General features: G+C 47.2%; 15 protein-coding genes. 3 read left to right on the top strand and 12 right to left on the bottom strand.

What is annotated here, in order from left to right; translation table 11 throughout:
- Positions 1–14: 14 nt before the first annotated feature.
- The 6 genes from KJY73_RS14185 to KJY73_RS14160 form a co-directional block, all read right to left on the bottom strand.
- Entirely contained in the window at positions 15–2,339 is a 2,325-nt protein-coding gene (locus tag KJY73_RS14185) for an immune inhibitor A domain-containing protein (RefSeq protein ID WP_214344368.1), read from the bottom strand.
- A gap of 285 nt (positions 2,340–2,624) precedes the next feature.
- Positions 2,625–5,261, bottom strand: a complete 2,637-nt coding sequence (locus KJY73_RS14180; protein WP_214344367.1) for a leucine-rich repeat domain-containing protein — start codon at positions 5,259–5,261, stop codon at positions 2,625–2,627.
- A gap of 312 nt (positions 5,262–5,573) precedes the next feature.
- Positions 5,574–8,237 carry a leucine-rich repeat domain-containing protein gene (locus KJY73_RS14175; RefSeq protein ID WP_214344366.1) on the bottom strand — a complete coding sequence of 888 codons (2,664 nt, stop codon included), beginning with the start codon at positions 8,235–8,237 and terminating at the stop codon, positions 5,574–5,576.
- Between the two features lie 189 nt (positions 8,238–8,426).
- Positions 8,427–8,804: a hypothetical protein gene (locus tag KJY73_RS14170; protein WP_214344365.1), complete on the bottom strand. Its 378-nt coding sequence runs from the start codon at positions 8,802–8,804 to the stop codon at positions 8,427–8,429.
- 154 nt (positions 8,805–8,958) lie between these two features.
- Positions 8,959–9,612, bottom strand: coding sequence for a tRNA1(Val) (adenine(37)-N6)-methyltransferase (locus KJY73_RS14165; protein ID WP_214344364.1), 654 nt, complete (start codon positions 9,610–9,612; stop codon positions 8,959–8,961).
- Between the two features lie 55 nt (positions 9,613–9,667).
- Complete coding sequence (locus KJY73_RS14160; RefSeq protein WP_214344363.1) at positions 9,668–10,291, bottom strand: NAD-dependent epimerase/dehydratase family protein; 624 nt, start codon at positions 10,289–10,291, stop codon at positions 9,668–9,670.
- An 89-nt stretch (positions 10,292–10,380) separates the two neighbouring features.
- Between KJY73_RS14160 and KJY73_RS14155 the strand changes: the two genes are divergently transcribed.
- On the top strand, positions 10,381–12,597 hold the full coding sequence (locus KJY73_RS14155; protein WP_214344362.1) for a S9 family peptidase: 2,217 nt from the start codon (positions 10,381–10,383) through the stop codon (positions 12,595–12,597).
- Positions 12,598–12,606: 9 nt separating this feature from the next.
- Here the strand turns inward: KJY73_RS14155 and KJY73_RS14150 are convergent, their stop codons facing one another.
- From KJY73_RS14150 to KJY73_RS14135, 4 genes are all read right to left on the bottom strand, one after another.
- Entirely contained in the window at positions 12,607–14,127 is a 1,521-nt protein-coding gene (locus tag KJY73_RS14150) for a putative bifunctional diguanylate cyclase/phosphodiesterase (protein WP_214344361.1), read from the bottom strand.
- Between the two features lie 18 nt (positions 14,128–14,145).
- Positions 14,146–14,520: a PH domain-containing protein gene (locus tag KJY73_RS14145; protein WP_214344360.1), complete on the bottom strand. Its 375-nt coding sequence runs from the start codon at positions 14,518–14,520 to the stop codon at positions 14,146–14,148.
- Positions 14,521–14,581: 61 nt separating this feature from the next.
- Entirely contained in the window at positions 14,582–17,470 is a 2,889-nt protein-coding gene (locus KJY73_RS14140) for an EAL domain-containing protein (protein WP_214344359.1), read from the bottom strand.
- A gap of 103 nt (positions 17,471–17,573) precedes the next feature.
- Complete coding sequence (locus KJY73_RS14135; protein ID WP_214344358.1) at positions 17,574–18,470, bottom strand: aldo/keto reductase; 897 nt, start codon at positions 18,468–18,470, stop codon at positions 17,574–17,576.
- A gap of 162 nt (positions 18,471–18,632) precedes the next feature.
- Between KJY73_RS14135 and KJY73_RS14130 the strand changes: the two genes are divergently transcribed.
- Both KJY73_RS14130 and KJY73_RS14125 read left to right on the top strand, forming a co-directional pair.
- Complete coding sequence (locus KJY73_RS14130; RefSeq protein ID WP_214344357.1) at positions 18,633–19,628, top strand: serine/threonine dehydratase; 996 nt, start codon at positions 18,633–18,635, stop codon at positions 19,626–19,628.
- Positions 19,629–19,724: 96 nt separating this feature from the next.
- A complete protein-coding gene (locus KJY73_RS14125; protein WP_214344356.1) occupies positions 19,725–21,380 on the top strand; it encodes an amidohydrolase in 1,656 nt (551 codons plus the stop codon).
- Positions 21,381–21,405: 25 nt separating this feature from the next.
- On the opposite strand, the gene KJY73_RS14120 is transcribed toward KJY73_RS14125, so the two are convergent.
- Both KJY73_RS14120 and KJY73_RS14115 read right to left on the bottom strand, forming a co-directional pair.
- Positions 21,406–22,161, bottom strand: coding sequence for a LytR/AlgR family response regulator transcription factor (locus tag KJY73_RS14120; RefSeq protein WP_214344355.1), 756 nt, complete (start codon positions 22,159–22,161; stop codon positions 21,406–21,408).
- Positions 22,139–23,287: a sensor histidine kinase gene (locus KJY73_RS14115; RefSeq protein ID WP_214344354.1), complete on the bottom strand. Its 1,149-nt coding sequence runs from the start codon at positions 23,285–23,287 to the stop codon at positions 22,139–22,141. The genes KJY73_RS14120 and KJY73_RS14115 overlap by 23 nt, the downstream gene beginning before the upstream one ends.
- Positions 23,288–23,405: the final 118 nt, after the last annotated feature.

Below are 23,405 nucleotides of genomic sequence, written 5' to 3'. Positions count from 1 at the left end.
ATATGCAGATTGGGTTATTTGCTCCCTGACACTTGCACCTGCATAAAATTGCCTTGGGCACTGATACTCTTGACCCGAATCTTGGTACCGGTATGCGGATTTATCACACCCGCAGTCGGCGTTTCGGGATTCCAGTACTGGTTCATATCATCAAATACCGAAGCGGCTGGCTGCGACGGATGATAGGAAGGCTGACTTAAGAAGTGCAACATCAACTCATCGGTATCCGACAAGCCAAAGGTAGAGTCATAGGACTGGATCCGGGAGCGCCATGGCATCCCATCGGCTCGATACATAGTTTGCGGATGCGCATCAATAGGCAAGATCAGACCTGAGCCAGGGTGGGCGCTGGTACTGTTATTTGCCTCAGAACTATCCCAATAACTGATCAGCAAACCATCCTGATAGGCATAATGCTCAACCCAGTTGCCCAACACCGGATTATCCAGGAAGCCGAAGTTATAAGGACCAGTGCGCAAGCTGTCATCAAAACCCCTGTAGTTACGGAACTCGGCAATGTAAGCGTTAAAGTGACTGGAGGTCGCCGTCCCTGTAGTAGCCAGGAAGCCTGCATAGTCCCAGCCTTCAGGCATTTCGGCATCTTCCACAGGCAAAGACGTGATCTCTATGTTGTCCACCAGCAAGCCTGCGTTCACAACCGCCGCATCGGTGACATAGCGAAGGGCCACCATCACTTCCCCAGCATAGGCTGACAGATCGGCACTCATGCTTACCCAGGCACCGCCTGACGAGCCTGTTATACCAAAGCCCAGATTATTGCCATTGGGATTGGTATTGGTGGATAAGTCAGTTTCTACCATCGCCCAATTACTGCCACCGTCGGTAGACACCGCCAGGTAGGCGTAATCCCAGTCGAGCTCAATATCGTAGTTAACCTGCGCACTAAAGCTGGCATTGGCAGGCAGCATAAAAGTTTTTGCCATGCTGTTATTCAGGTTATTACCTTGCCCGCTATACCAAAAATAGTCGCCCGCATAAGGCACACCTATATTAGTGACTTTTTGTTTATCAGGTAGCAGCACAATTAACGCCTGTGCCTGTTTAGTATTGGCCGTAGCGGGCCCTAGCTTATGCTCGGACTTCTGCCCAGCAGCAGCCAGTTCATAGTTAAGCCAACCCAACTGCAACTTCTCCCAGGCGCCCATGTGCGTGGGCTTAGTGCCTATGCCATTTTCCGCCTGGCCGTCATTGCCGTATGAGCCAGAGGACATCAGGGTCCAGAACGCAGTGGAGTTTTCACAGGCAGAACCACAGGTATTACCTGAAGTGTCATAAAGATCCGGTAACCCCAAATCATGGGCATATTCGTGGGCAAATACCCCAACCGCACCATTCTCAGGCTCAACGGTATAATCACCTATCCAGTAATTGGAGTTACCCACTCGTACCCCACCAAAGGGCACCACATCACCATTAGCCAATGTCGGGCCACCAGCGCCTATAGCAGTAAGCTGAACATACCAGCGATGGCTCCATATGGCGTCGCTGCCCTGAGCTCCACCACCGGTTTCCTGGCCCTCACCAGCGTGCACAGCCTGGAAGTGGTCGATATAGCCATCAGGCTCGTCAAAATTACCGTCACCGTCGTAATCATACCTGTCCCACACATCAAACTGGCTTAAATATGCATTGATGTCGTCAGCGCTCATACCATCGGCAATTTGTTGGTTGTACCAAGCCTGGGTTGAATCTCTGACAAACCACCAGGTGGTCTGGCAGACGATAGAGCCACAATAGTCACGGCCATAATGCGCGGCCCGGTAAGGCACAGTCACCCAGTCGCTGATATCACCATTGACTGTGTAACGATTAGCAGAAAGTTCAATATAGAAATTACGCATGGAGATGGCCCCAGGCGCCTCGGAGAATAGCAAGTCTAAGTAATGATCGCGGCTAAAGTCGGCGGTCCAGATAGTCGAATTATCGACGGCGCGATCCGGTTCTGGAATTTCATTGTGCAGTGGACCTGGTGTGCCGCCTTGCAATATGCCAAAGGGGGATTCCAACTCGCCAAATTGACCAAGAACAGTCCAGATGGACTCTTCCCCTTCACGTTCAAGCTCAACATACTGGCCCTTGGCCACCTGATGAGACTTGCCGCTTTGGCTTGCCGCCGGGTTAGACAGTTTTTTTTCCAAGGCTTGCTGGCGTAACGCACGGCGGCGCTGTTCCAGTGGGTGAGGCATATCATCCTTGACATGACCGTAGTTTACTCCGGCTTTATCTGAAGGTAATTGTTCAGCGGCATTGGCACTTAAAACACCACCAAACAACGCAGATACCCCCAAGACAAGCACAAGATTCTTGTTGTTTGTCATGTCACTATCTCCGAGAGAGAATAATTGAATTGTGAAAATCAGGGTGGGGCCTGAGCAAAGCAAAGGAAGTTGCCAGGCATCAACCAGATGACCCAGACAACAGAACAGGGTTCATTAAGGGTAGGAGACTTTATTACTTTCGCGAGCCTTCGCTGGCGGCAAAGTGGAAAGATTTATTCCCGCATTAAGCAGAATGCTGCTAATAAAACCATTATTTGAGATATAGAGTTGATACAAGCTTATCAATCAATGCCGCACCGAAGGGCGGCATTGATTCACGCAGATTTACTCTACGCAGTTGCCATAGTGCGACACATATTGAATAGACTGCCTCAATGCCTCTAAATCTGCACAAGTTAATGTCGACACGCCATAGAGATACATGTACTTCAAGTTTGAATGACTAAAAGCATCACTGACATCGGTCAACTTCGTATACTCCGCATCCAATTGAGAAAGTAAAGGAAAGCGTCCAATTCCAGCAAGACTATTCAAATCTCCAGAATTAATACTTAAACGCTCTAGTTTGGACATATTAGGGAGTGACAGTAAGTTAGTTAATCCAGAGTTGTAGACTGAAAAGCTTGTCACTCCAGTCAAAGCTGGCATGGTTCCCAGACTAGTCAGGTTTTGCTCATCTGTTGCAGAAAGAGCCACTCTTGTTAACTTTTCAACATCTGCCAAACCGTTCAAGTTTGTCGCATTAGTTACATCACTTAATTGAATTTCGGTTAAGTTTGTCAACTGAGAGAGCCCTTGCAATGTCGAAACACCAGTGCATGTAAGAGAATGGATATCCATTGCATCAATGTCTCTATTTCGAATACATTCCTGTAACTTAGTATCTGTAAACACCAAGTCATCAACAGGCACCTCAACACAATCGTATGGCTTGTTCAGCAAGACCAAAGGACGATCCTCCTCAAACTTCGCTATTGAATCACAAGTTAAATGAGTTAAATCTCTAGCAACGACCCTTTTTAATGATGTTGTTCCATCCAGAAACTCCAATGTTTCCACTCTTGCGCCGCCAAGTTCAAAATACTCCAGCTCGTTCAAAGAAGAAAGGGATGGAAAATCACCAAATGAGACATTAGCTATACGAAAGAACTTTAGGTTGACCAGATTTTCCACGCCTACACCTGATTCAACAATATTGGCATACTCAACATCAAGTTTTTTCAAAGAGGTTAAACTTGTCAAATTAGACAAATCCGGCCCCAAAAACTCCCTCACCTTAAAATTCTGAATCGCAAGATTCCCACTTAAACCTTGTATATTTGAATCTGAAATACGACCAAACTCTACCGTATGCAATGCAGTTAACTCCGATAAGTCAGGAAGCGATCTATCATAGTAGGTATTCGCAATTAAGTGCTGTAAATTGACCAGCGAAGAAAGAAAATCCAGCTTGGTAATTCTTGATGTACTGATGTCCAAAAATTCCAATTTGGTTAGTGAGGAAAGCACTGTTTCATCAATATTACCACCATAGTCTGCAACACCAGAGAGATTCAGTCGCTTCAAGCTAGTTAAATCACTAATAGGGGAAAGCTCGGTGAGATAGCGTAAATAACCAAGATTTAGTTCTTCCAATTTAGTTAATTTCTCCAGATGGCTAACATCTGAAACTCTTTCATTGCCATACAAGTTAAGAGAAATTAATTCATTAAGCTCTCTGATAAATGCTACAGAACTTAATCTATTTGAGTGTAAATCTAAATGAGTCAGCTTCTTTAAACCTGTAAGACTATCTAGTTTTGTTAACTCGTTAACACCCGTCAGTTCAAGCCATTCAAGTTCTTTTAGCCCTGCCAGGGCACTACTATCCAGACGTTGAATACCGCCTATTTTCAGCGTTTTCAAACTGCTCATACTGCCAAGCCATGCAGCCTCACCAATATCTAAACCATAAAGGTTTAAACTAGTCAAAGAGGTGGAGTTTTCCAGAGCGGTAAAGTCGTATAAACTATTGTTACTGATATCAAGCTCAACCAAGCTAGTTAATTTAGGCACAAATGAAAGCGTGCGAAGTCCAGTTTGGGAAAGCACCAACCTCTCGAGCTCGATGAGTTTTGCAAGTGATTCGTGATTAGTTGAACGGGTTCCAACCAACTCGATATCTCGCAACTTTGATAAATTTTCGATAGTGGAAAAGTCAACACTGGTTGAATAGTAATTATTCCCTGTTAGTCTTAACGTAACAAGGTTTTCAGCTAAAGGCAGGGTATCATTAAGATTACTAACGCTGATGTTGTGCAATAACAAATGTTCCAGTGTCGGTATTATCGGAACATAAAGATGTTGGTTATAAGGAACTTCCAATTTTAGAAAACGTAATTCTGCCAATTCTTCCAATGCACTTACTTCACCAAACTCATTCGCTTTCAGTGAAAGATTCCGCAATTTAGTTAGTGACTCAAGACCATCTAAATTATTCGACGAAAAAAGCTCACAAGACAGCTCTTTAATACCTATATCGGCATTTATGGCATTTAAGCAATACAACAAGTCTGCATTGGAAAATAGTGACGAATCAATCGCATCATAGGCAGATACATTGACAGATACCTTTTGACTAGCAGTTGCCCCTTGGTTGTCTGTTACGGTAAGTTGAAACTCTAGAGTCTCGTCACTTTCAAGCTCTGGTGCTATAAAACTCAATTCGGCACCGTCACTTTTGCTAATAGTGGCACTCAGTCCCGCTGTCTGTACCCATTGATATTGACTTACCTGGCCATCCGAATCTGTTGCGGTAGCGGTAACGGTGACATCATCACGTTCATAGGCAGAAACAGACTCCATAGGGGAAACAACAGGCGCTTTATTGGCAGGTTTTGTTGGTGCTGGTTCTGAGCTCCCTCCACCTCCGCACGCACTGACAAACAGGCAAAGTAACCCAGAGCTTAGTAGTCTATTCATTTTATTTTCTCTGAAAGTGTGGGCAAAAAGGATAAAGTGGCGGGATAGGCAAGCTATGCAGACCAAATCTCAATCCTTTGATGGCCATTAATTTATTTTTACTTTTGTCGATTAACGTTACCAGCTATCTAAATCTATGTAAATTGATCAAACGGGGTTGGAGAATTTTACTCCATCCCTGGAGAACAATTTAACAAAACACCCTGAGAGCCTCACAATCAAAAGATAACTTTTCAGGCCAGGGGCTCTAATAAGCGTTTTCGAGAAATAAAAAACCGACCTGTGATGGTCGGTTTTTTACTTCTTTGGCACTTACTCGGTACAACTGCCCGAATGCCCAACGTAGTTGATATTCTGCCTCAATGTTTCCAGGTCGGCGCAACTTACCGTGCTCACTCCATACAAAGATAAATTATTAATAGCCGGATGATTAAATGCCGCACTTACATCAACCAGCTTTGAATAATCCGCATCCAGATAGGTAACTCCAAGAAAACGTGTAAGGCCGGATAAACTACTAACATTGCTGCTTTCCACAGACAAACGACTCAGATTTGGTAGGTTTGGCAGGCTAGTTAAGTCCTCCAGACCGCTTCCAGACAGAATCATCCACTCGAGTTTAGGCAAGGTTGGTAACCTGGACAGGTTGGTCAGGGCTTGCCTACTCTCGCCTTGCAATCCCAAAGTGGTCAGATTATCCAGTTTCGCCAGGTCATCAAAGTTAGTGGCATTGTTTACCCAGTTTAGAGACAGCGAACGTAAATTCACCAACTGCGATATACCCTGCACATTGGTGATAGCTTGGTAGCAAGTCAATGAACGAACATCCATTGCGTCGGGATTCTGCTGACGAACGCACTCCTGCAGATTGGCATCAGCAAAACTCAGACTACTTACCGGTACTTCAACACATTCGCCTGGTTTCAAAACCACAACATCGGGATAAGACTTGGAAAAGTTCTCCAGCGCGTCACAAGTGAGTGAATACGAAAAACGGACGTTAAGGCTTTTGAGCGCAGGCATACCCTGCAAAAAGTCCAGATTTTCCAATGCCGAGCTTTCCAGATTCAGCGACTCAAGCTTGCTTAGCGCAGACAGCTCTGGAAAAACCTTGAATGAGCTATTGGGAAGCGTCAAGGTTTTGAGATTAACCAAAGAGGTCAGGCCTGCCGCTGATTCAATGTTATAAAAAGAACGGATCTCCAGATTCTCCAATGTCAGAAGATCTGCAAGGCTTGACAAATCTTCGCCATCAAACTTAGATAGTTTCAAACTGACAATTGATGGATTGTCACCTAATCCCAATAGATCATCATGGGACATTCTGCCAAATTCAACTGAATGTAACGCTGCCAAGCCGCTTAAATCCGGTAATTTATACCCAGAATAAGAGTTACGTGTAGCCAACAGAGTTTGTAAATTGGTTAACGAAGACAAAAAGTCCCAATCCTGCACCCCCGTGTTGATAATATCCAGATAAGTCAATTGGCTTAGCTCTGCCAATATTGAACCGTCAATAGTACGGCGGTAATCATCGACATTACGCAGATTTAAACTAGTGAGAGAAGTTAAGCCCGTCAACGGTGACAATTCGCTTAAATTACGCAATCCACTTAAGTTCAGTGTCTGCAGGTTGCTTAACTGATTTAGGTGGCTAATATCCGAAATACGCTCATTGTCGGCGAGACTTAACTCCTCAAGTTTAGTGAGCTTGGCCAAAAATGCCACGGAACTGAGGTTGTTGCTGGCCAGCTCCAAGTGGGTCAGATTGGTTAGCCCGGCCAGGCTATCCAACTGACGAAGATTGTTGAAATTACGGATTTGCAATTTAGTCAGTTGGCTTGGACCTGATATGGGGCTAAGGTCCAAATCGTTAATACCATTATATTGGCCAATATTGCTGATGATCAATTCTTGTAAACCGGTCATTCCACTTAACCAGGAAGCATCTTCAATCGGCAAATCAATCAGGGTCAGCTTCTGCAGGCCGGTCAGATCGTTCATTGCTGTAAAATCATACAGTTTGTTATTGCTGATATCCAATTCGATTAGATTGGTTAACTTAGGTAAGAAAGACAGGGTACGCAGATTGGTATTGACCAACCTGAGTTTTTCAAGCGCCGTCAGTTGTGACAGGGACGCGAAGTTGTTGGAGTAGTTTGTTTCTAGTTCCAGTTCCCGCAATTGGGTTAATTGCGTCATTTCTGCCCAGTCGATTATGCCGTAATAGTCATTACCAATCACACTCAAGGTGAGCAAATTAGCCATATTTGACAAAGTCTCACTTAAATTTTCAATCTGTATGTTTTTAATCGACAAATGTTGCAATTGAGGCAGCTCAGGAAGCGACAAAATTTGACCATAGCTATTTGACATAAGATGCAAAGATTTCAGCTCAGTCAGATTTTCCAACACTTGCAAGTCTGAAACCTGTCCTTGCAAAGCGAGGCTTTGCAGTTTACTTAGCTGCTCAATACCTTCTAAGCCGTTCACAATCAAATCAGTACAGTTCAGCTCGTTAATGCCAATATCGGCATTTGTCGCATTTACACAGCTCAGCAAATTTTTATCGGCAAAGGCTGAAGACTCAACGGGTGCATAAGCAGACAAACTAACAGACAATGTCTCAGTAGCTTTTGCACCCTGGTTGTCAGTGACGGTCAGCTCAAACTGCAAATCTGCGTCAGCATCCAGATTAGGGGCTACAAATACTAACTCAGCACTTTTGTTATCAATAAACAGGACTTCTGGCCCAGATGTTTGTCCCCATTGGTATGTACCCACCTGACCATCCGGATCTGTAGCTGTTGCAGTGATTTTTACTTCATCACGTTCATGGGCCGACACGGCCGTAAACGGTGAAATAAAAGGAGACTGATTGGTTGCTTTACCAGGTCCGGTATCAGAAGAACCGCCACCGCCGCCGCATGCACTGACCAGCACACACAGCAACCCCATTGATAGAAGTCTGTTCATTTTGTTATCTCTGAAGGTATGAAGCAAAAAAAGGACGGGCAGAACGAGGAATGGGTTTAACACAGCTTTTGTCTCAATCCTTTGATGACTTGTCGTTATATTAGATTTTCAGGTGAACGGTATCAGTTGGCTACCCTATTGTAAATCAACCTGTTAGGGTCGTTGGTCTCCATCCTTGGAGCAAGCCCCTCAACAAAACGCCTTCACAATATGCGGGACTGCGCGATGCTGCATGGACAAGCGGACATAATCGCGCACCTTGTCAGCTGGATAACCGAATAGCCCAAAGCGATTACCCTTGTAATGGCTGATGATGACAACATGTTCAGGAACACTGTCGATACAGCCTAAGAAGGGGTCGAGCACAGGGACTTGGTATTTTTCTAACTGGATAATGCCCATGCGCTTGCCGTCAATAAAGGAGTAACGGTCAAACACCGGCTTGTCTAGGATGGCATAGACGGCGAATTTGGGGATCTGGACGCAGCGGCCTTGCCACTCCAATTCCACTAGCTGCAAAGTATCGAATAATGACAGGATACTTTCGGGTAACTTGTTGGCGTACATAGCTTCCCCCCAATAAATTGTATGGTTAGTTTGTCGTGTCGCGTCTCTCTTCTTGCTCTGTGAATCTCACGGTGGAATAAACAATTACACTAAGACTATAGCTGGCATTTATGCTTTGAGCGAGAACTGCACCAACCGACCTCGCTGCGTCTTGTTAAAAATTCAAATAGTAGTCACGGCATAAGCTTTTATATTGGTCGGTATAAGTATTGTGTAAGTCATAAATACTTAGCTGCTGTATTTCTGGCTGAAGTGCTTGCTCATAGCCCATTTCAACCAAAATACGACCGGGCATTTTGTCCTCCCGGCTCTTTACCCAAAGCTGGCGCTGCACATACAAACCATGAGCTTTTGCCATATCGATTAATTCCAGCCCAGGAGTTGTAGGCAGAACAAAGGCAAATCGCCCACCGCTGGACAACAACTGACAAACGGATTCAATCAATTCCTGATGACTCAGCTCCCTTGTATGCCTGGCTTGCTGGCGCTGAGGGTCAAAGGTTTGGCCTGGAGGAAAATAGGGTGGATTACTGATTATCAGCTCATATTGCTGATGTGTCCCAAGTGCTTGCACTGATGTACAGCGAAAATCCAATTTTTGCGGCCAGGGGCACGCCAGGCCATTGTCCCTGGCCTGAGTAATGGCGGCTGCGTCGATGTCTATCCCCAAAATCTGGGCATCATCGGCACTTTTCTGCGCCATCATAACGGCCAACAGACCACTGCCCGTGCCAATATCCAATATATATTGAGCGTGCAAGGGATTAGCCCAGCTCCCCAGCAAAATACTGTCTGTACCGACCTTCATGGCACATTGGCTGTGCCCTATGAAAAACTGCTTAAAGGCGAAACCGCCCTGCCCCTTAGCCAAAATATTGTAACCCTATCATTTGTTCTGCTACCTTTTCGGCTGCTATCGGCCGGTACTTTGCAAGTCGTCCGCGCAACAGGGGCGAATACAAGGGTGCAAACATAGTCCCTAAACGCTCAGAAAACCGAAACTCACGGCGCTCCCCAAGTAACAATGAGGGGCGAACCTGTGCAGGCCTTTTTAACCCTTGCATAGCAAAGATGGCCTCTTCTAACTCGCCTTTAGTCCGCAAATAAAAGCTGCGACTGCGTGCATCAGCACCTACCGACGAGATCCACACAAAACTCATGGCTTGTTGCCTAGCAGCGAGCTGCGCAGCCTGGTAAACCAATTCAAAATCTACTGCGCGAAAAGCGGCTTTACTGCCAGCCTGTTTAATAGTTGTCCCCAGGCACACATAAATATGTGAGGCCTGAAAATAACTGTCATACTCCTGCATACGCGAAAAGTCCGTTATGACCTCCTGACAATTGTTGCCTTTCAGCCCGGCAGAACTGCGTACTAAGCAGGTAATTTGCCGATAGCGTTGGTCATCTTTAAGCTTGGCCACTAATGCGCGACCCACTAAGCCCGTAGCGCCTAACACTAATGCTGTGCAGAGATTTGCCTCCTGCATGTGTACCTACCGGTTGATAATCAATAAAATGAGTGCCGAATTGCCCGCCCCACAAGGTGCGGCACTATTAAATCAGGATAACGAGACAAATGAAAAGACTAGCTACCTTGCTGGGCCTGGCGTTTGCGAGCACCAGCCTCAGTCTGTCGGCCGATTCACTGAGTATTGAACGTATTTTCTCATCCCCTTCCCTGGATGGTGATGCACCAATCAAACTCAGGGTTTCACCAGACGGCAGCCGGGTGACTTTCCTCAAAGGCAAAGAAACCGATTACGAACGCTATGACCTGTGGGAATACCATATTGAAAGCGGTAAAACCCGTATGTTGTTTGATTCAGACAAACTGCATAGTGGTCCAGAACAATTATCGGATGAAGAAAAAGCCAGACGGGAACGATTGCGCCTGCACGGCAGCGGCATTGTTGATTATCAGTGGTCAGATGATGGAAAAGCCCTGTTGTTCCCGCTGGCCGGTGATGTCTTCTATTATCGTCTTGGTGATACTCAAGCCAAGCGTCTGCTACAAACCCCTGAGTTTGAAACTGACATCCGCTTCTCCCCCAAAGCCAACTACATCAGCTTTGTACGTGAACAGAATCTGTATGTTTTGAACATCAAAAGCGGTGAAGAGTCTGCCATCACCACAGATGGCAAAGGTCCGATCAAATACGCTATGGCCGAGTTTGTTGCTCAGGAAGAAATGGGCAGGATGACGGGCTACTGGTGGTCACCGGATGAAAGCCAAATTGCCTACACCCGAATTGATGAGTCGCCGGTTGAGGAAATTACTCGCAGTGAAATCTACGCCGACTCCATCAAGATGATCACCCAGCGTTACCCCAGCACAGGCACGCCCAATGTAAAAGTCGCCCTGGCGGTGAGCAGTCTCAGCGACAAACAACCCCATTGGGTGGATTTAGGTAAAGACGACGACATTTATCTGGCCCGGGTAAAATGGCAGCGTGATAGTCGGCATCTAACTTATCAATGGCAAAGCCGCGACCAGCAAAGATTGGAGCTACGCCGGGTAAATACCGACAATTGGCAGCAGAAGTTGTTACTGGAAGAAACGGCTTCAACTTGGGTCAATCTTCAGGATGATCTAACCTTCCTGCGCCATAGCCCACAGTTTATCTGGTCTTCAGAGCGAGATGGCTTCAAGCATCTGTACCTGTATAAAAATGACGGCAGCTTGCTGCGTCAGCTTACCCAAGGAAAGTGGGTGGTAGATGACATCGCGGCAGTCGATGAAACTAACGCTTTGGTGTATTTCACTGGTCGCAAAGATACCCCGCTGGAGAAACACTTATACAAAGTCAGTCTGAATGGCGGCGAAATCACCAAAGTCAGCCAGCGCAGCGGTTTCCACGGGATTAGTTTTGACCGCAAAGCCCAGGTTTATATAGATAGATTCTCAACTATCAATACGCCGCCCCAGGTAAGCCTGCACAAAGCTGACGGCAACCGACTGGCCTGGTTGGAAGAGAACGCTCTGGATGCAAGCCATCCCTTAAATCCTTACCAGCAGCAATGGGTCAAGCCTAGCTTTGGCAGCTTTACCACTGAGCAGGGGGTAGAGCTTTACTACCGCTTGTATACACCACAAAACGTCAAAGGTAAGCGTCCAGCCATAGTGTACTTGTATGGCGGTCCTCATGCGCAGGTGGTTACCAACAGCTGGGCTGGCAGCCGTGGCTTGATGTTCCAATATTGGGTAAGCCAGGGCTACGTGGTATTCAGCTTGGATAACCGCGGTTCCAATTATCGCGGCAAGGCCTTTGAAGATGCCATTTACCGCAATATGGGCGATGTAGAAGTTCAGGATCAGATTGAAGGGGTAAAATTCCTACGACAATTACCCTATGTAGATGCACAGCGCATTGGTGTACATGGCCACAGTTATGGTGGCTACATGACCCTGATGAGCATGTTTAAGGCCGGTGACTACTTCCAGGCCGGGGTATCCGGGGCGCCTGTCACTGACTGGTTACTTTATGACACCCATTACACCGAGCGTTATATGGCGCATCCTGCTGAAAACGCCGAGGGATATGAAAAATCATCAGTCTTCCCCTATGCCGAAGATCTCACAGGGGATTTACTGATTTACCACGGTATGGCTGATGACAACGTGCTGTTTACGCATAGCACCAGGCTTTACAAGACGTTGCAGGATCTGGCCATTCCTTTCGAGGTCATGGATTATCCAGGCAAGAAACACGGTATTCGCGGTAAACAGACACAAATCCATCTGAATCGCACCATTACCAATTTCTTTGACCGCCACCTGGCTAAGGAAAAATAAACAATAAAATTACGCCTGGGCTTTATCCTGGGCGTCTTTTTGCTTATCAAGAAAACTGACCAATTCATCAATCGCCATGGGCATGGCCAGTAAATAACCTTGCACTTCCTGGCAGCCACAAGCGGTCAGACATTCTAACTGCTCTCGGGTTTCCACCCCTTCAGCCACAACATTAATACCAAAACCTCCGGCCATCGCCGTGATCGCTTCCACTATCACAATAGTTCGAGGCTGTTTGAGCAGGTCGCGAATAAAGGCACGGTCAATTTTCACTTCATCAATGGGTAATTCTTTCAACATCATTAACGAGGTGTAGCCAGTACCAAAGTCATCAATGGCAAAGCGCAGGCCTTTTTGTTTAAGGCGTGCCAGTTGCAAAACACTGGCATTAAGATCGGTCAGAGCGGCGGTTTCGGTAATTTCCAGTTGCAAAAAAGGCAATAATTGCGGTACGCCGTTGAGCTCTTGCTGCAAGGCTTCCATCAACGCCGCATTATTAAATTCCAGTGCAGAAATATTCACGGATACTCTGGGCAACTGGTTGCCAAGTAGCCCCTTTGAATCCAGCTCAGTTGCAGTTTGAGTTACCACAAATGCCGATAATGCCGATATCAGATTGTGCTGCTCAGCCAGGCCGACAAACTGCTCAGGGGACACCCATCCCAGCAAAGGGTGGTGCCAACGGACAAGTACCTCACAACCCGTTATCTGTCCTGACGCTGTATTAAACTGGGGCTGATAAACCAACGACAAGGTTCTCTCATCAATGGCCTGACGCAGATCTGCAACCAATATCTGACGTTTCTCCTCGGCCTCAGATAAGGCTCTGTTAAACAGTCGAATACTGTCAGGGCCTTCTTCCCTGGCACTGGCCAGCGAGGCTGATGACGCCAGTAGTAAGGCTCTGGCATTGTCGCCATCATCCGGCCCCAACGCCACGCCAATACAGCAGCTCACTTTCAGATTGTGCGCCGCTGCAGTCTGAGAAAAGCATCGATTCAGGGCCAACGCTTGTTGCTCCCAACTGCCCTGCTGCGTCCCAATAGTGCGGGCCACCACAAACTGGTCCGTCCCTAATCGGGCCAATAAGGTATCGGCCTGATAAAAAGTCCGAAATTTATCTGCCAGTGCACGCAAAAAGCTGTCTGCGCCCCGGTATCCCAACTCTTGATTGAGCGACTTAAATTTATCAATATCCAGATGTAACAGCAGTACTTTTTCATTGCGGCTGGCCGCCACATCCATCAGTTCCTTGAGGTAGGTAATAAACTGATGATGGCGATAAAGATTGGTCAACGGGTCGCGCTGGTCTTGTCGCTCGAAGCGTTTTAAGGCTTCACGAATCAGCCAATAAAGTAACAAAGCATTGACCGCTACGTACAACCAGCCTTTATAGGTTTGTAACTGGGTCATCAGGGCAAGATCAGTGATGGTGCTTTGCAGCGCCTGATCAGAAAAAAGAATCCAGGCGGCACCAAGTACCATATAAACAGCAGCGATCAGTGCTGCTATGCGAGAAGTTCGTTTCATACCAGAGAGCAGCTATAATCAGCCAAACATCCAGTTGGCCAAACTGCGCTGAATCCCTACCGCAGTGTTCTTTTTCAGTTCCTTTTTGATGGGCTCTGCGCTACCTGATATCCAAATACGCAGTTCGGCATCCATGTCAAAATGCCCGGCCGTCTCCACTTTGAATTGTGTAATGGCACGATAAGGGATGGAGTGGTACTCGACTTTTCGCCCTGTTACACCTTGCTTGTCAATCAACAACAAACGCTTGTTAGTGAACACGTACATATCGCGAATTAGCTTATATACACGGTCAATTTGCTCATTGTCGGCCAAAATAGGCGCAAGTTCTTCGGCAACCTCGCTTTTATCGACCTCAGAGGCATTACCTAGCAAAGCATCAAGAAATCCCATGGGGCACTCCTTTAATTCAATAGCCCCTACTAATAACAGAGATGAGGTACGAGCGCCACAATCAAACGGCTGTCAGGTGCCGTATGATGACTTTCTGCGCGTTCAGCAAATTTTGCAGCGGTGCCGGCTTACCTAAAGCAAAGCCCTGCGCAAAGCTGATGCCCAATTTGGTTAGTGCGATACGGGTTTCCTGATCTGACACGAATTCGGCAACGGTGAGTTTACCCATACTGCTGGCAATTTCATGAATGGCTTTAACCGTAGCGTAGTCACTGCGGTCCCGGCACATATTACGCACAAAGGAACCGTCAATTTTCACATAGTCGACCGCCATGTTCTTCAGGTAGGTAAAAGAGCTCATGCCTGCACCAAAGTCGTCCAGTGCAAAACGACAGCCCAGTTCACGCAATGCATCAATAAAGCGCCCGGCTGCAGCCAAGTTGGTTACCGCTGCCGTTTCAGTAATTTCAAAACAAATCTTCTCAGGTGGTACAGTCGAATGACGTAAACGGCGGATAATTTTATCCAGAAATTCCTCATTACCCAGTGTCATCCCGGATAAGTTAATGGCGCATTTGTCCAGCGCTTCCAAATGCTCGGGATGCGCTTCCAACGCACTGATGGTGCGTGTAAACACCCACTCATCCAGCTTATTCATCAAGCCATATCGCTCAGCAACAGGGATAAAAATCCCCGGATTCAGATATTCACCTTTAGGGCTGAGCATACGCAGCAGGATCTCGTAATGACGGCCCTTAGCGGGTTGATTTAGCGGTTCAATATTCTGATAAAAGAGCTCGAAGCGATCTTCAAGCAGCGCCTTTTGGATCTCATTCACCCACTCGAGTTCGCTTTGCTGATAGTTCAGTTGCTGATCGCTTTCGTCAAACACATGGTATCGGTTGCGGCCAAGATTCTTGGCGCTATAGCAGGCATGATCAGCCGCTTTAATCAGTTCTGCACTATTGAGCGTTTTGGCATTAATCTCCGCCACGCCAATACTAGCGCCTATATGAAAAACTTTATCTTCCCAGACAAAGCGAAAACTGCGAATGGCATCCAACATCACCGCTAGCTTTTCCAGCACCTGGCTAACTTGCAAATCTGCGTAGACAAGACAAAATTCATCGCCCCCGACCCTGGCCAGAATATCGCCCGACTTAAGTGAGGTGCCAAGCAGATTTGCCACCTGCCTCAGCAATTCATCCCCCGCCTGGTGCCCACAGGAGTCATTAACCAGCTTAAACTGATCCATGTCGATATAGCATAAGGTTGAAACCGAGCCCTGAGTTCTTATTACACTCAATCGCTCATTGAGCATACGGTCAAAGGCATAGCGGTTATACAAACCCGTGAGTTGGTCATGATTGGCCTGATAGTAGACCTGCTGCTGCAAAGCCAAATCAGCCGTGACATCACGGCCAATTCCTTCTACGGCAATAAGTTTATGCTGCTCATCAAATACCGGAGAGTCGCGGTATTCGATTTGCCGGATTTCACCAGCCTTAGTGAAATATTCCACCACATAAGGCTCTGGGCGCTCACCGGCTAATAATTGCTGGCGTATTTGTGCAGCATTTTCCGGCTGACGCTTGACGCAATGGCGATAATTAAGCTTAAAGTGCTCAGGGCTGTACCCCAATATGTCCTGCACACTGCTACTGACATAGCTGATGCGCCCACTCAAATCATGAGAATAAACAAAGTGACCGTTGAGGCCATCCACCAGACGGCGAAATTTTTCTTCGCTTTCCTTGAGAGCCTGCTGACTAAGCCGCCTCGCGGTAATATCTCGCACCGTAATCGCAATGCCATTCCCGGCTTTTACCACTTGAATCTTAATCCACTGTGCACTTATCAGGTCGCTGTTGGTTTCCAAATATTGTTCGTAAGCCTGACCACTTCGGCAAACTTCAATGCAGATGGGGAGTAAAGCGGAATGATTCAGCTCTGCCAGCTGCTCTGACAGAAGTTTAGATTTTAAATATTCAGTACCAGTGGCAAACATCTTCTGTGCAACACGATTTGACTCCGCAAGCTTGAAATCAACCACAAGATGCTGGCGGGTTATCGCCTGCAAAACCAAAATGGCATCTAAGGAAGACTCGCTGGCGGCTTTATAACGTTGCTGAGATTGCGTTAACTTGAACGCACTGCGTAACTGTCGGCGCAGAAAAATGCTGATGATAAGTGACATCAACACACCGATAGCCATGACAATTCTGCCTATTTCAAATCCACCGCGATTGCCCTGCAGCTTAAGCAGCCATTCGCGGCCAGCAAATTCGATAGCTTGCTCAACAACAGGCTCATGACTATTTAGTGTGCCATTGGCCATTAGCTGATGTTTACCGTCAGACAAGGTCAGGCTGAAATCCGAGCCAATCAATTCTCCCACCATGGCGGATAAGGTCATTTGCAAATCGAAGCTGGCTGCCACAAAACCGTAGCTGGCGTCATAGGGGTTGATTGCCCTTCCCACTATAGCCAGGTAGTGGCCACGGGAATTTTGGATCAGCGCATTGGCAAAGCCGAGTTGTTCGCCATTTTGCAGGGCCAAACCAAAGTCCATTAACTGTCGGTGCAACAAAGCGTCGCGGTCCGCGCTTTTTATATTCCACTGAATTTGCTGATTCTCATCAGCCCAAACAATGTCATCAAAGCCGGGCAACACATGCTGCATAGTGACTGCGTGAGCATTAAACCAGTCGGTAGGATTAGGGTGATATTCAGGCCAGGTAATCATCAGGTCATTCAGTGCACGCTGCCGGTCGGCCGAAAACACTTCGATGGTATTGGCAACCTGCTGGGCCACTATAGCTGCCTTGGCCGCCAGTCGCCGCTGTTCCTGATCTTCCAGATACAGACTAAACAGGCCAAAAACAAAACACAGGATAAAAAACAAGGCAACCGGCAACCCATTTACCCTGTCCAAAGGCTTAAACTGCATAACCCCTGTTCGCTAGCAACGCATGAAGGGCCGCAGTGTAAGCCGCTTAGATGACAGAAGTGTGAAGCTGCTGGCGGCTAATCTTCACAGTGAAGACCGGCGATTAAGGCACAGTATAACCCCGCGCCGCCTCCAGCAGACTAAACCATTGTTGGCGGGTCAACTGGACATCCACAGCGGCCGCTTGTTGACGCACGCGCTCAATATTACCACTACCTATTATCGGCAGAGCATGACAGGGCAACGCCAGTACAAACGCCATCAGCACCTGATCCAAACTGGCATTATGCTGTTCACCGATGCTTGCCGCACAATCTCGCAGGGCTTTGTACTGAAAATCATGGAATACCCCGCCACCGCCCAGGCATGACCAGGCCATAGGTACAACCCGATGCTGTTGTAAATAATCCAGATTACCGTCGAACAAATAATCACTATGTACGGCACTGATTTCCAATTGATTGGTGACCAGCGGAAAATCCAGGCGAGACTGCAGTAAGGCAAACTTGGCAGCAGAAAAATTAGATACGCCAAAATGCCTTACCTTGCCGGCCTGCTGCAAACGGCTAAAGGCTTCAGCGACCGCATCAGCATCCATCAGCGGATCAGGGCGATGAATCAGTAATACATCTAGATAGTCTGTATGTAGCTCTCGCAAAGAACGCTCAGCGGCGGATACAATGTAGTCGGTTTCATTGTTGTAATGCACCACATTCACATCCGGCTGCCTCTCACAAGGAAACAAAATACCGCACTTAGAGACTATCTCTATCTTGTCCCTAAGCCCTGGCGCCAATTTAAGTGCCTGACCAAACATCCCCTCTTCGCTGAAAGCACCATAAACATCGGCATGATCTGTGGTGGTGATGCCTAATTCCAGACCCTGTTCAACAAAACGGACAACATCCTGGGCTTGCATATTCCAATCTGCTAGGCGCCAGTATCCTTGCACCATTCGCGAAAAGCTCAACTGCCCTGGAATTAAATTCACTCGTTGCATCATCAACCTCTGACTTTAGATTTTTGCCGCATGGTATCAGAACCCAAGACCTGGCGGTCACTAATTATCCTTTCTCCCAGGCCCCAGGTTAAATTCCTGGAGCAACTCTACAGTGCTGAATAAGCATGCTACATTGCCAGCTTAGGTTTCCAAGGAGAACACATGCAGCTACCAACCTTTGATGATGTGCTCTTAGCAGCACAGCGGATTTCTTCACATGTGCACCGCACCCCACTTCTTAATTCCAGCCTGCTGGACAGTTGGCTAGGACATAGAGTTTACTTTAAAGTCGAAGCGTTGCAGCGTATCGGGGCATTTAAGCTCAGGGGCGCCATCAATGTCCTTGCCTGGCTGGAAGAAAATGGCGCGTTACCTCAACATATTGTCGCCAACAGCTCAGGCAATCATGCTCAGGCCGTCGCTTATGCTGCCAGTTTGTTCAACATCCCTGCCACTATCTATACCACCAAGACCGTATCCAGAGTAAAAGCGGCAGCGACTCTGTATTATGGTGCACAGCTTGCTCAGTTTGATACCCGCAATGAGGCTGATGCAGCTGTTGCTGCCGCCGCTCAGCAACCAGGTACTATGTGGATCCCCCCCTTTAATCATCCCCAAATCATTGCCGGGCAAGGCACTGCTGCGCTTGAAGCACTGCAAGATCTCAAACAGGTAGATGGGGTTTTCGCGCCCGTTGGCGGTGGTGGACTCATGGCCGGCACCTTACTGGCCAGCCGCGGGCTTTGCCCAACAGCCCAGGTAATAGGCGCCGAACCCCTGGCTGCAAACGATGCAGCAAACTCACTTCGTGAAGGTAGGATAGTTGCCTTGCCGGGGCCTGCTGACACATTAGCAGACGGCGCAGCCACTCCAGCGGTGGGCGACCTAACTTTTCCGTTTTTACAGCAGTTGGATGATTTCTACGAAGTAGATGAAGCGCAGATAGCCTATTGGACTCAGTGGTTGCAGCACTTACTAAAAATCCATGTAGAACCCACCAGCGCCATGGTGATGGCCGCGGTCGTCAGCTGGTTGCAGGAACAGGAGAAACCCAGCACGGCTTTGGTCATTTTATCCGGCGGTAATATCGATCAGACCCGCATGCAACAAATATGGCAGACCGACTATCTGAATCAGCCGCCCATTTTGGTCGACTGACCGAAAAGCCCCAGCGCGGTCATTGGCCGCGCCATGGCTTCATGCTAAAAAAGAATAAAAAAACGCCAGTTTACTGGCCCACAACAGGATGCCCCCATGACAATACGTTCACTTGTGTACAGTGCCCTGCTGATACTTAGCCCTCTGGTGCTGGCGAACCCCACTGCCATCACCAATGTAAAGGGCTATCACATAATCCCTGATGGAGGTTTACAGCAATTTGATACCTTGGTGTTTGAGCAAGGCAAGGTCCTGGCAAACGGCAACGCTGAACTCTTGAAACGCTACCCCAATGCAACAGTGGTCGACGGACAAGGCCAGACTCTGTTACCCGGTTTGACCGACGCTCATGGCCATCTTCTGGGGTTGGGTGAAAATCTATTGCAAGTTGACCTGCGAGGCCTGCCAAGTGAGAAAGCCGCCGTTGCCAAAGTCAAAAGCTATCAAGCCAGCAACCCCAGTCTAAACTGGATTGTTGGACGCGGCTGGAATCAGGTTCTGTGGCCGGGCAAAGCCTTTCCCACTGCCAGTCAGCTGGACGAATTTATTCCCGACAAGCCGGTCTGGCTTGAGCGTGTTGACGGACACGCCGCTTGGGTTAACAGCAAGGCACTACAACTTGCGGGTATCGGCAAAGACACACTGGATCCGCCTGGAGGACAGATCATTCGTGACGCGAAAGGAAATCCCACTGGCGTGTTAATAGATAACGCCATGTGGCTGGTAGCAGAGCACCTGCCAAAATCCGATGAAGCTATGATGCAGGCATCCTTAAAGGCCGCTACGCAGCACCTGCTCAGTTTGGGCATCACCAGTATGCATGACGCCGGTGTCGACCAGAAAACCTATGATTTCTATCAGCAACAAGCCAAGAATGGTCAATTGCAAGTGCGTATCTACGGCATGCTTTCCGCTGCAGACCCTAAGCTCAAGGAAATGTTGGAAGCCGGCCCCTTTCAGGATACCACGGACATGCTATGGGTACGCAGTGTGAAAGCCTTTGCTGACGGCGCCCTGGGTAGCCGAGGTGCAGCCATGCTGGAGGCCTATTCAGATGACACTCACAATCATGGCTTACTACTGACCTCGGAAGAAGACCTACCAGCCTTGTTTGAGTTGGTGCTAGGTAAGGGTTTTCAACTGAATGTGCATGCCATTGGCGACCGGGGTAACCGTTTGGTACTGGATAACTTCGCCCAGGCCTACGACAAGGTAGGAGGGCAATCTTTTCGCAATCGCATTGAACATGCCCAAGTTGTCAGCCTTGAAGATATACCGCGCTTTAAGGACCTGAATATCATTGCATCAATGCAGCCAGTGCATGCGACCAGCGATATGAATATGGCAGAAGACCGCATCGGTAAAGAAAGACTAAAAGGTGCTTATGCGTGGCAAACGTTCTTAAAGCAAGGCACGGTTTTGGCTGCAGGCTCGGATTTTCCGGTGGAGCTAGCCAATGCATTTCATGGTTTGCATGCGGCCGTTACCCGCCAGGATCACGAAGGACAACCGCCCGGTGGCTGGATACCCGCTGAACGCCTAAGTGTTGAACAGGCACTACGCGCTTTCACTCTGGACGCCGCCTATGCAGCCCATCAGGAAAAGGTTTTAGGTAATCTGGAGTCGGGTAAGTGGGCAGACTTCATCCTGATTGACAGGAATATCTTCGAAGTCCCGAATACAGAGATATGGCAAACCCAAGTACTGCAGACTTGGATTGCAGGGCAGCAGCAGTTTCAGCGCGCAGAGTAAAAGGCGCTCACAACACGCGGTTCAACTATTCGAGCAATGAGTCGAGCTTATGCTTGTTGCGCCGTGACAATGTTAGCTCATGACCACATTTAAGAATGACCTTATAGTCTCCCTTATCTGTGGACTTAAGCTCACATATGTTGCTCTTTCTGACAATGGAGGACCGGTGGATCCTGACAAACACCTCGGGATCCAGCTGTTTTTCCAGCGTCCCCATTGTTTCTCTATGCAAGATCGACTTACCGTCCTTTAAATGCACCTCGGCGTAATTCCCAGCGCCAACGATAAAAACGATATCTTCCACATCCAACAACCGAATGCGACCAGGGTCTTTGACAATAAGCCTGCTCTTAAAGCCACGATCGGGTTCCGCCAACATATGTTTAAACAGCCTTTGAACTTGTTGAGCATCACCAAAGCTATTCTCTCGGACTCTTTCTTTAGCGCGTTGCAACGAATGAAAAAAGCGCTCATCGTCAAAAGGTTTTAACAGATAATCAACGACGTTCAGTTCAAAAGCCGCGATAGCATATTGATTATAAGCGGTCACGAAAATCACCACACATCGATGTGCCAGCTTTTCTGCCAATTGAATACCATTTAATCCTGGCATTTGAATATCAAGAAACAAGATGTCCGGCCGCTTGCTTTCAAACATGGCCAACGCTTGCATACCATCAGATGCTTCAAGTATCTCATTTATATCACGATCTTGAGCCACCAGCGTTCTGATTGATTGTCGGGCCAAACTTTCATCATCAACAATCATCACTTTTAACATGCAATACTCCTCTTGGCACTCTAAGCAAGGTTTCAAAATACCGGTTATCGAGCTCCTTTAGTTCCAGCAAAAAATCCTTACCATATAATTTTTCAAGCCTTTCTCTTGTATTGCGAAGACCAATTCCAAGCCCATGATGTTCATCATGTTCAGGCATCCTATTAATCATACAAATATTTAAATATCCCTTTTTCTGACGTATACGCAGCTCAAGTCGATTTTTGTCTGACTCAAGCTGAGATCCATGTGCGATTGCATTTTCCACTATAGGTTGCAGTAACATAAATGGAATCGGAAAACTCAAACACTGAGGTTCAATATCCAGACAAACATCCAATTTATCTTCAAAACGCATTTTCTGGATAGTTAAGTAGCTTTGGATGAAATCAATTTCTTCCGACAGCGGAAGAGTTTGCGTTTTCTGGTTCTCCAAAACCTTGCGCAACATCAAACTCAACTCACTAATCGCCGTCACCGCTTTTTGTTTTTCATCAAGTCTAACCAGGCTAGATATAGTGTTTAACGTGTTGAACAAAAAGTGAGGATTTAATTGGGACTTAAGTGACTCTAGCTCCAATTGCATGAGCTGCCTTAGCAACCTTTCGTTGCGGGCTTCTTCTGAACGAGATTTTTCGTAATACTGCAGCGAATAACCAATACAAACTACAGCAGAAAAAACAATAAAGTCTAAATGCCATGCCCCTCTTTTCAACATCAGATTAGCAGCCGCTGACAGGCTTTGCCCATCCACACCCTGCATTTCTATCTGTGCTACTAAGGGTACAGCAATTATCAGAAATCCAAGGAATGTCAAAAAGGTTAATACCAACAACATGCCGGGAATTCGCAACCAACTTCTTTGTTCCAAGGGAATCAGGCGAGTTGCTGCGATGATAAAAGGTGATATAACAGCCCAGGGTAACCACCATGGTAGGTAATAAATCCAAACATCCAGCCAGGCAACTTCTTTGCCGGCATCACGCATTCCGCGATAACTTAAATCTGCCGAAAATGAGTTCATCAGCAGCCAGAAAATCAAACCAAGCACAAAGAAACGCCACCCTGGAAGCTGCCTCCAATAGTGAGTGAACAAGGGCTCTTTATATCTTATTGATTTTATTTTCATTTATTCTATTTTCAAAAAATGTAGGCAGGCAAAATATGCTTTTTTATTTATTTTGTTACTCGGGAATAATAAGTACCATACACAAAAATTAGTACCACTTACCACATACAATTTACAT

Origin of the sequence: Bowmanella yangjiangensis (assembly GCF_018531185.1) — a bacterium.
Classification (GTDB): domain Bacteria; phylum Pseudomonadota; class Gammaproteobacteria; order Enterobacterales; family Alteromonadaceae; genus Bowmanella; species Bowmanella yangjiangensis.
This window is presented reverse-complemented; position numbering and strand designations above follow the sequence as displayed.

Coding starts and splice junctions, on each gene's coding strand:
- KJY73_RS14185 (WP_214344368.1), bottom strand. CDS start 2,339: ATGACAAACAACAAGAATCTTGTGCTTGTCTTGGGGGTATCTGCGTTG.
- KJY73_RS14180 (WP_214344367.1), bottom strand. CDS start 5,261: ATGAATAGACTACTAAGCTCTGGGTTACTTTGCCTGTTTGTCAGTGCG.
- KJY73_RS14175 (WP_214344366.1), bottom strand. CDS start 8,237: ATGAACAGACTTCTATCAATGGGGTTGCTGTGTGTGCTGGTCAGTGCA.
- KJY73_RS14170 (WP_214344365.1), bottom strand. CDS start 8,804: ATGTACGCCAACAAGTTACCCGAAAGTATCCTGTCATTATTCGATACT.
- KJY73_RS14165 (WP_214344364.1), bottom strand. CDS start 9,612: ATGAAGGTCGGTACAGACAGTATTTTGCTGGGGAGCTGGGCTAATCCC.
- KJY73_RS14160 (WP_214344363.1), bottom strand. CDS start 10,291: ATGCAGGAGGCAAATCTCTGCACAGCATTAGTGTTAGGCGCTACGGGC.
- KJY73_RS14155 (WP_214344362.1), top strand. CDS start 10,381: ATGAAAAGACTAGCTACCTTGCTGGGCCTGGCGTTTGCGAGCACCAGC.
- KJY73_RS14150 (WP_214344361.1), bottom strand. CDS start 14,127: ATGAAACGAACTTCTCGCATAGCAGCACTGATCGCTGCTGTTTATATG.
- KJY73_RS14145 (WP_214344360.1), bottom strand. CDS start 14,520: ATGGGATTTCTTGATGCTTTGCTAGGTAATGCCTCTGAGGTCGATAAA.
- KJY73_RS14140 (WP_214344359.1), bottom strand. CDS start 17,470: ATGCAGTTTAAGCCTTTGGACAGGGTAAATGGGTTGCCGGTTGCCTTG.
- KJY73_RS14135 (WP_214344358.1), bottom strand. CDS start 18,470: ATGCAACGAGTGAATTTAATTCCAGGGCAGTTGAGCTTTTCGCGAATG.
- KJY73_RS14130 (WP_214344357.1), top strand. CDS start 18,633: ATGCAGCTACCAACCTTTGATGATGTGCTCTTAGCAGCACAGCGGATT.
- KJY73_RS14125 (WP_214344356.1), top strand. CDS start 19,725: ATGACAATACGTTCACTTGTGTACAGTGCCCTGCTGATACTTAGCCCT.
- KJY73_RS14120 (WP_214344355.1), bottom strand. CDS start 22,161: ATGTTAAAAGTGATGATTGTTGATGATGAAAGTTTGGCCCGACAATCA.
- KJY73_RS14115 (WP_214344354.1), bottom strand. CDS start 23,287: ATGAAAATAAAATCAATAAGATATAAAGAGCCCTTGTTCACTCACTAT.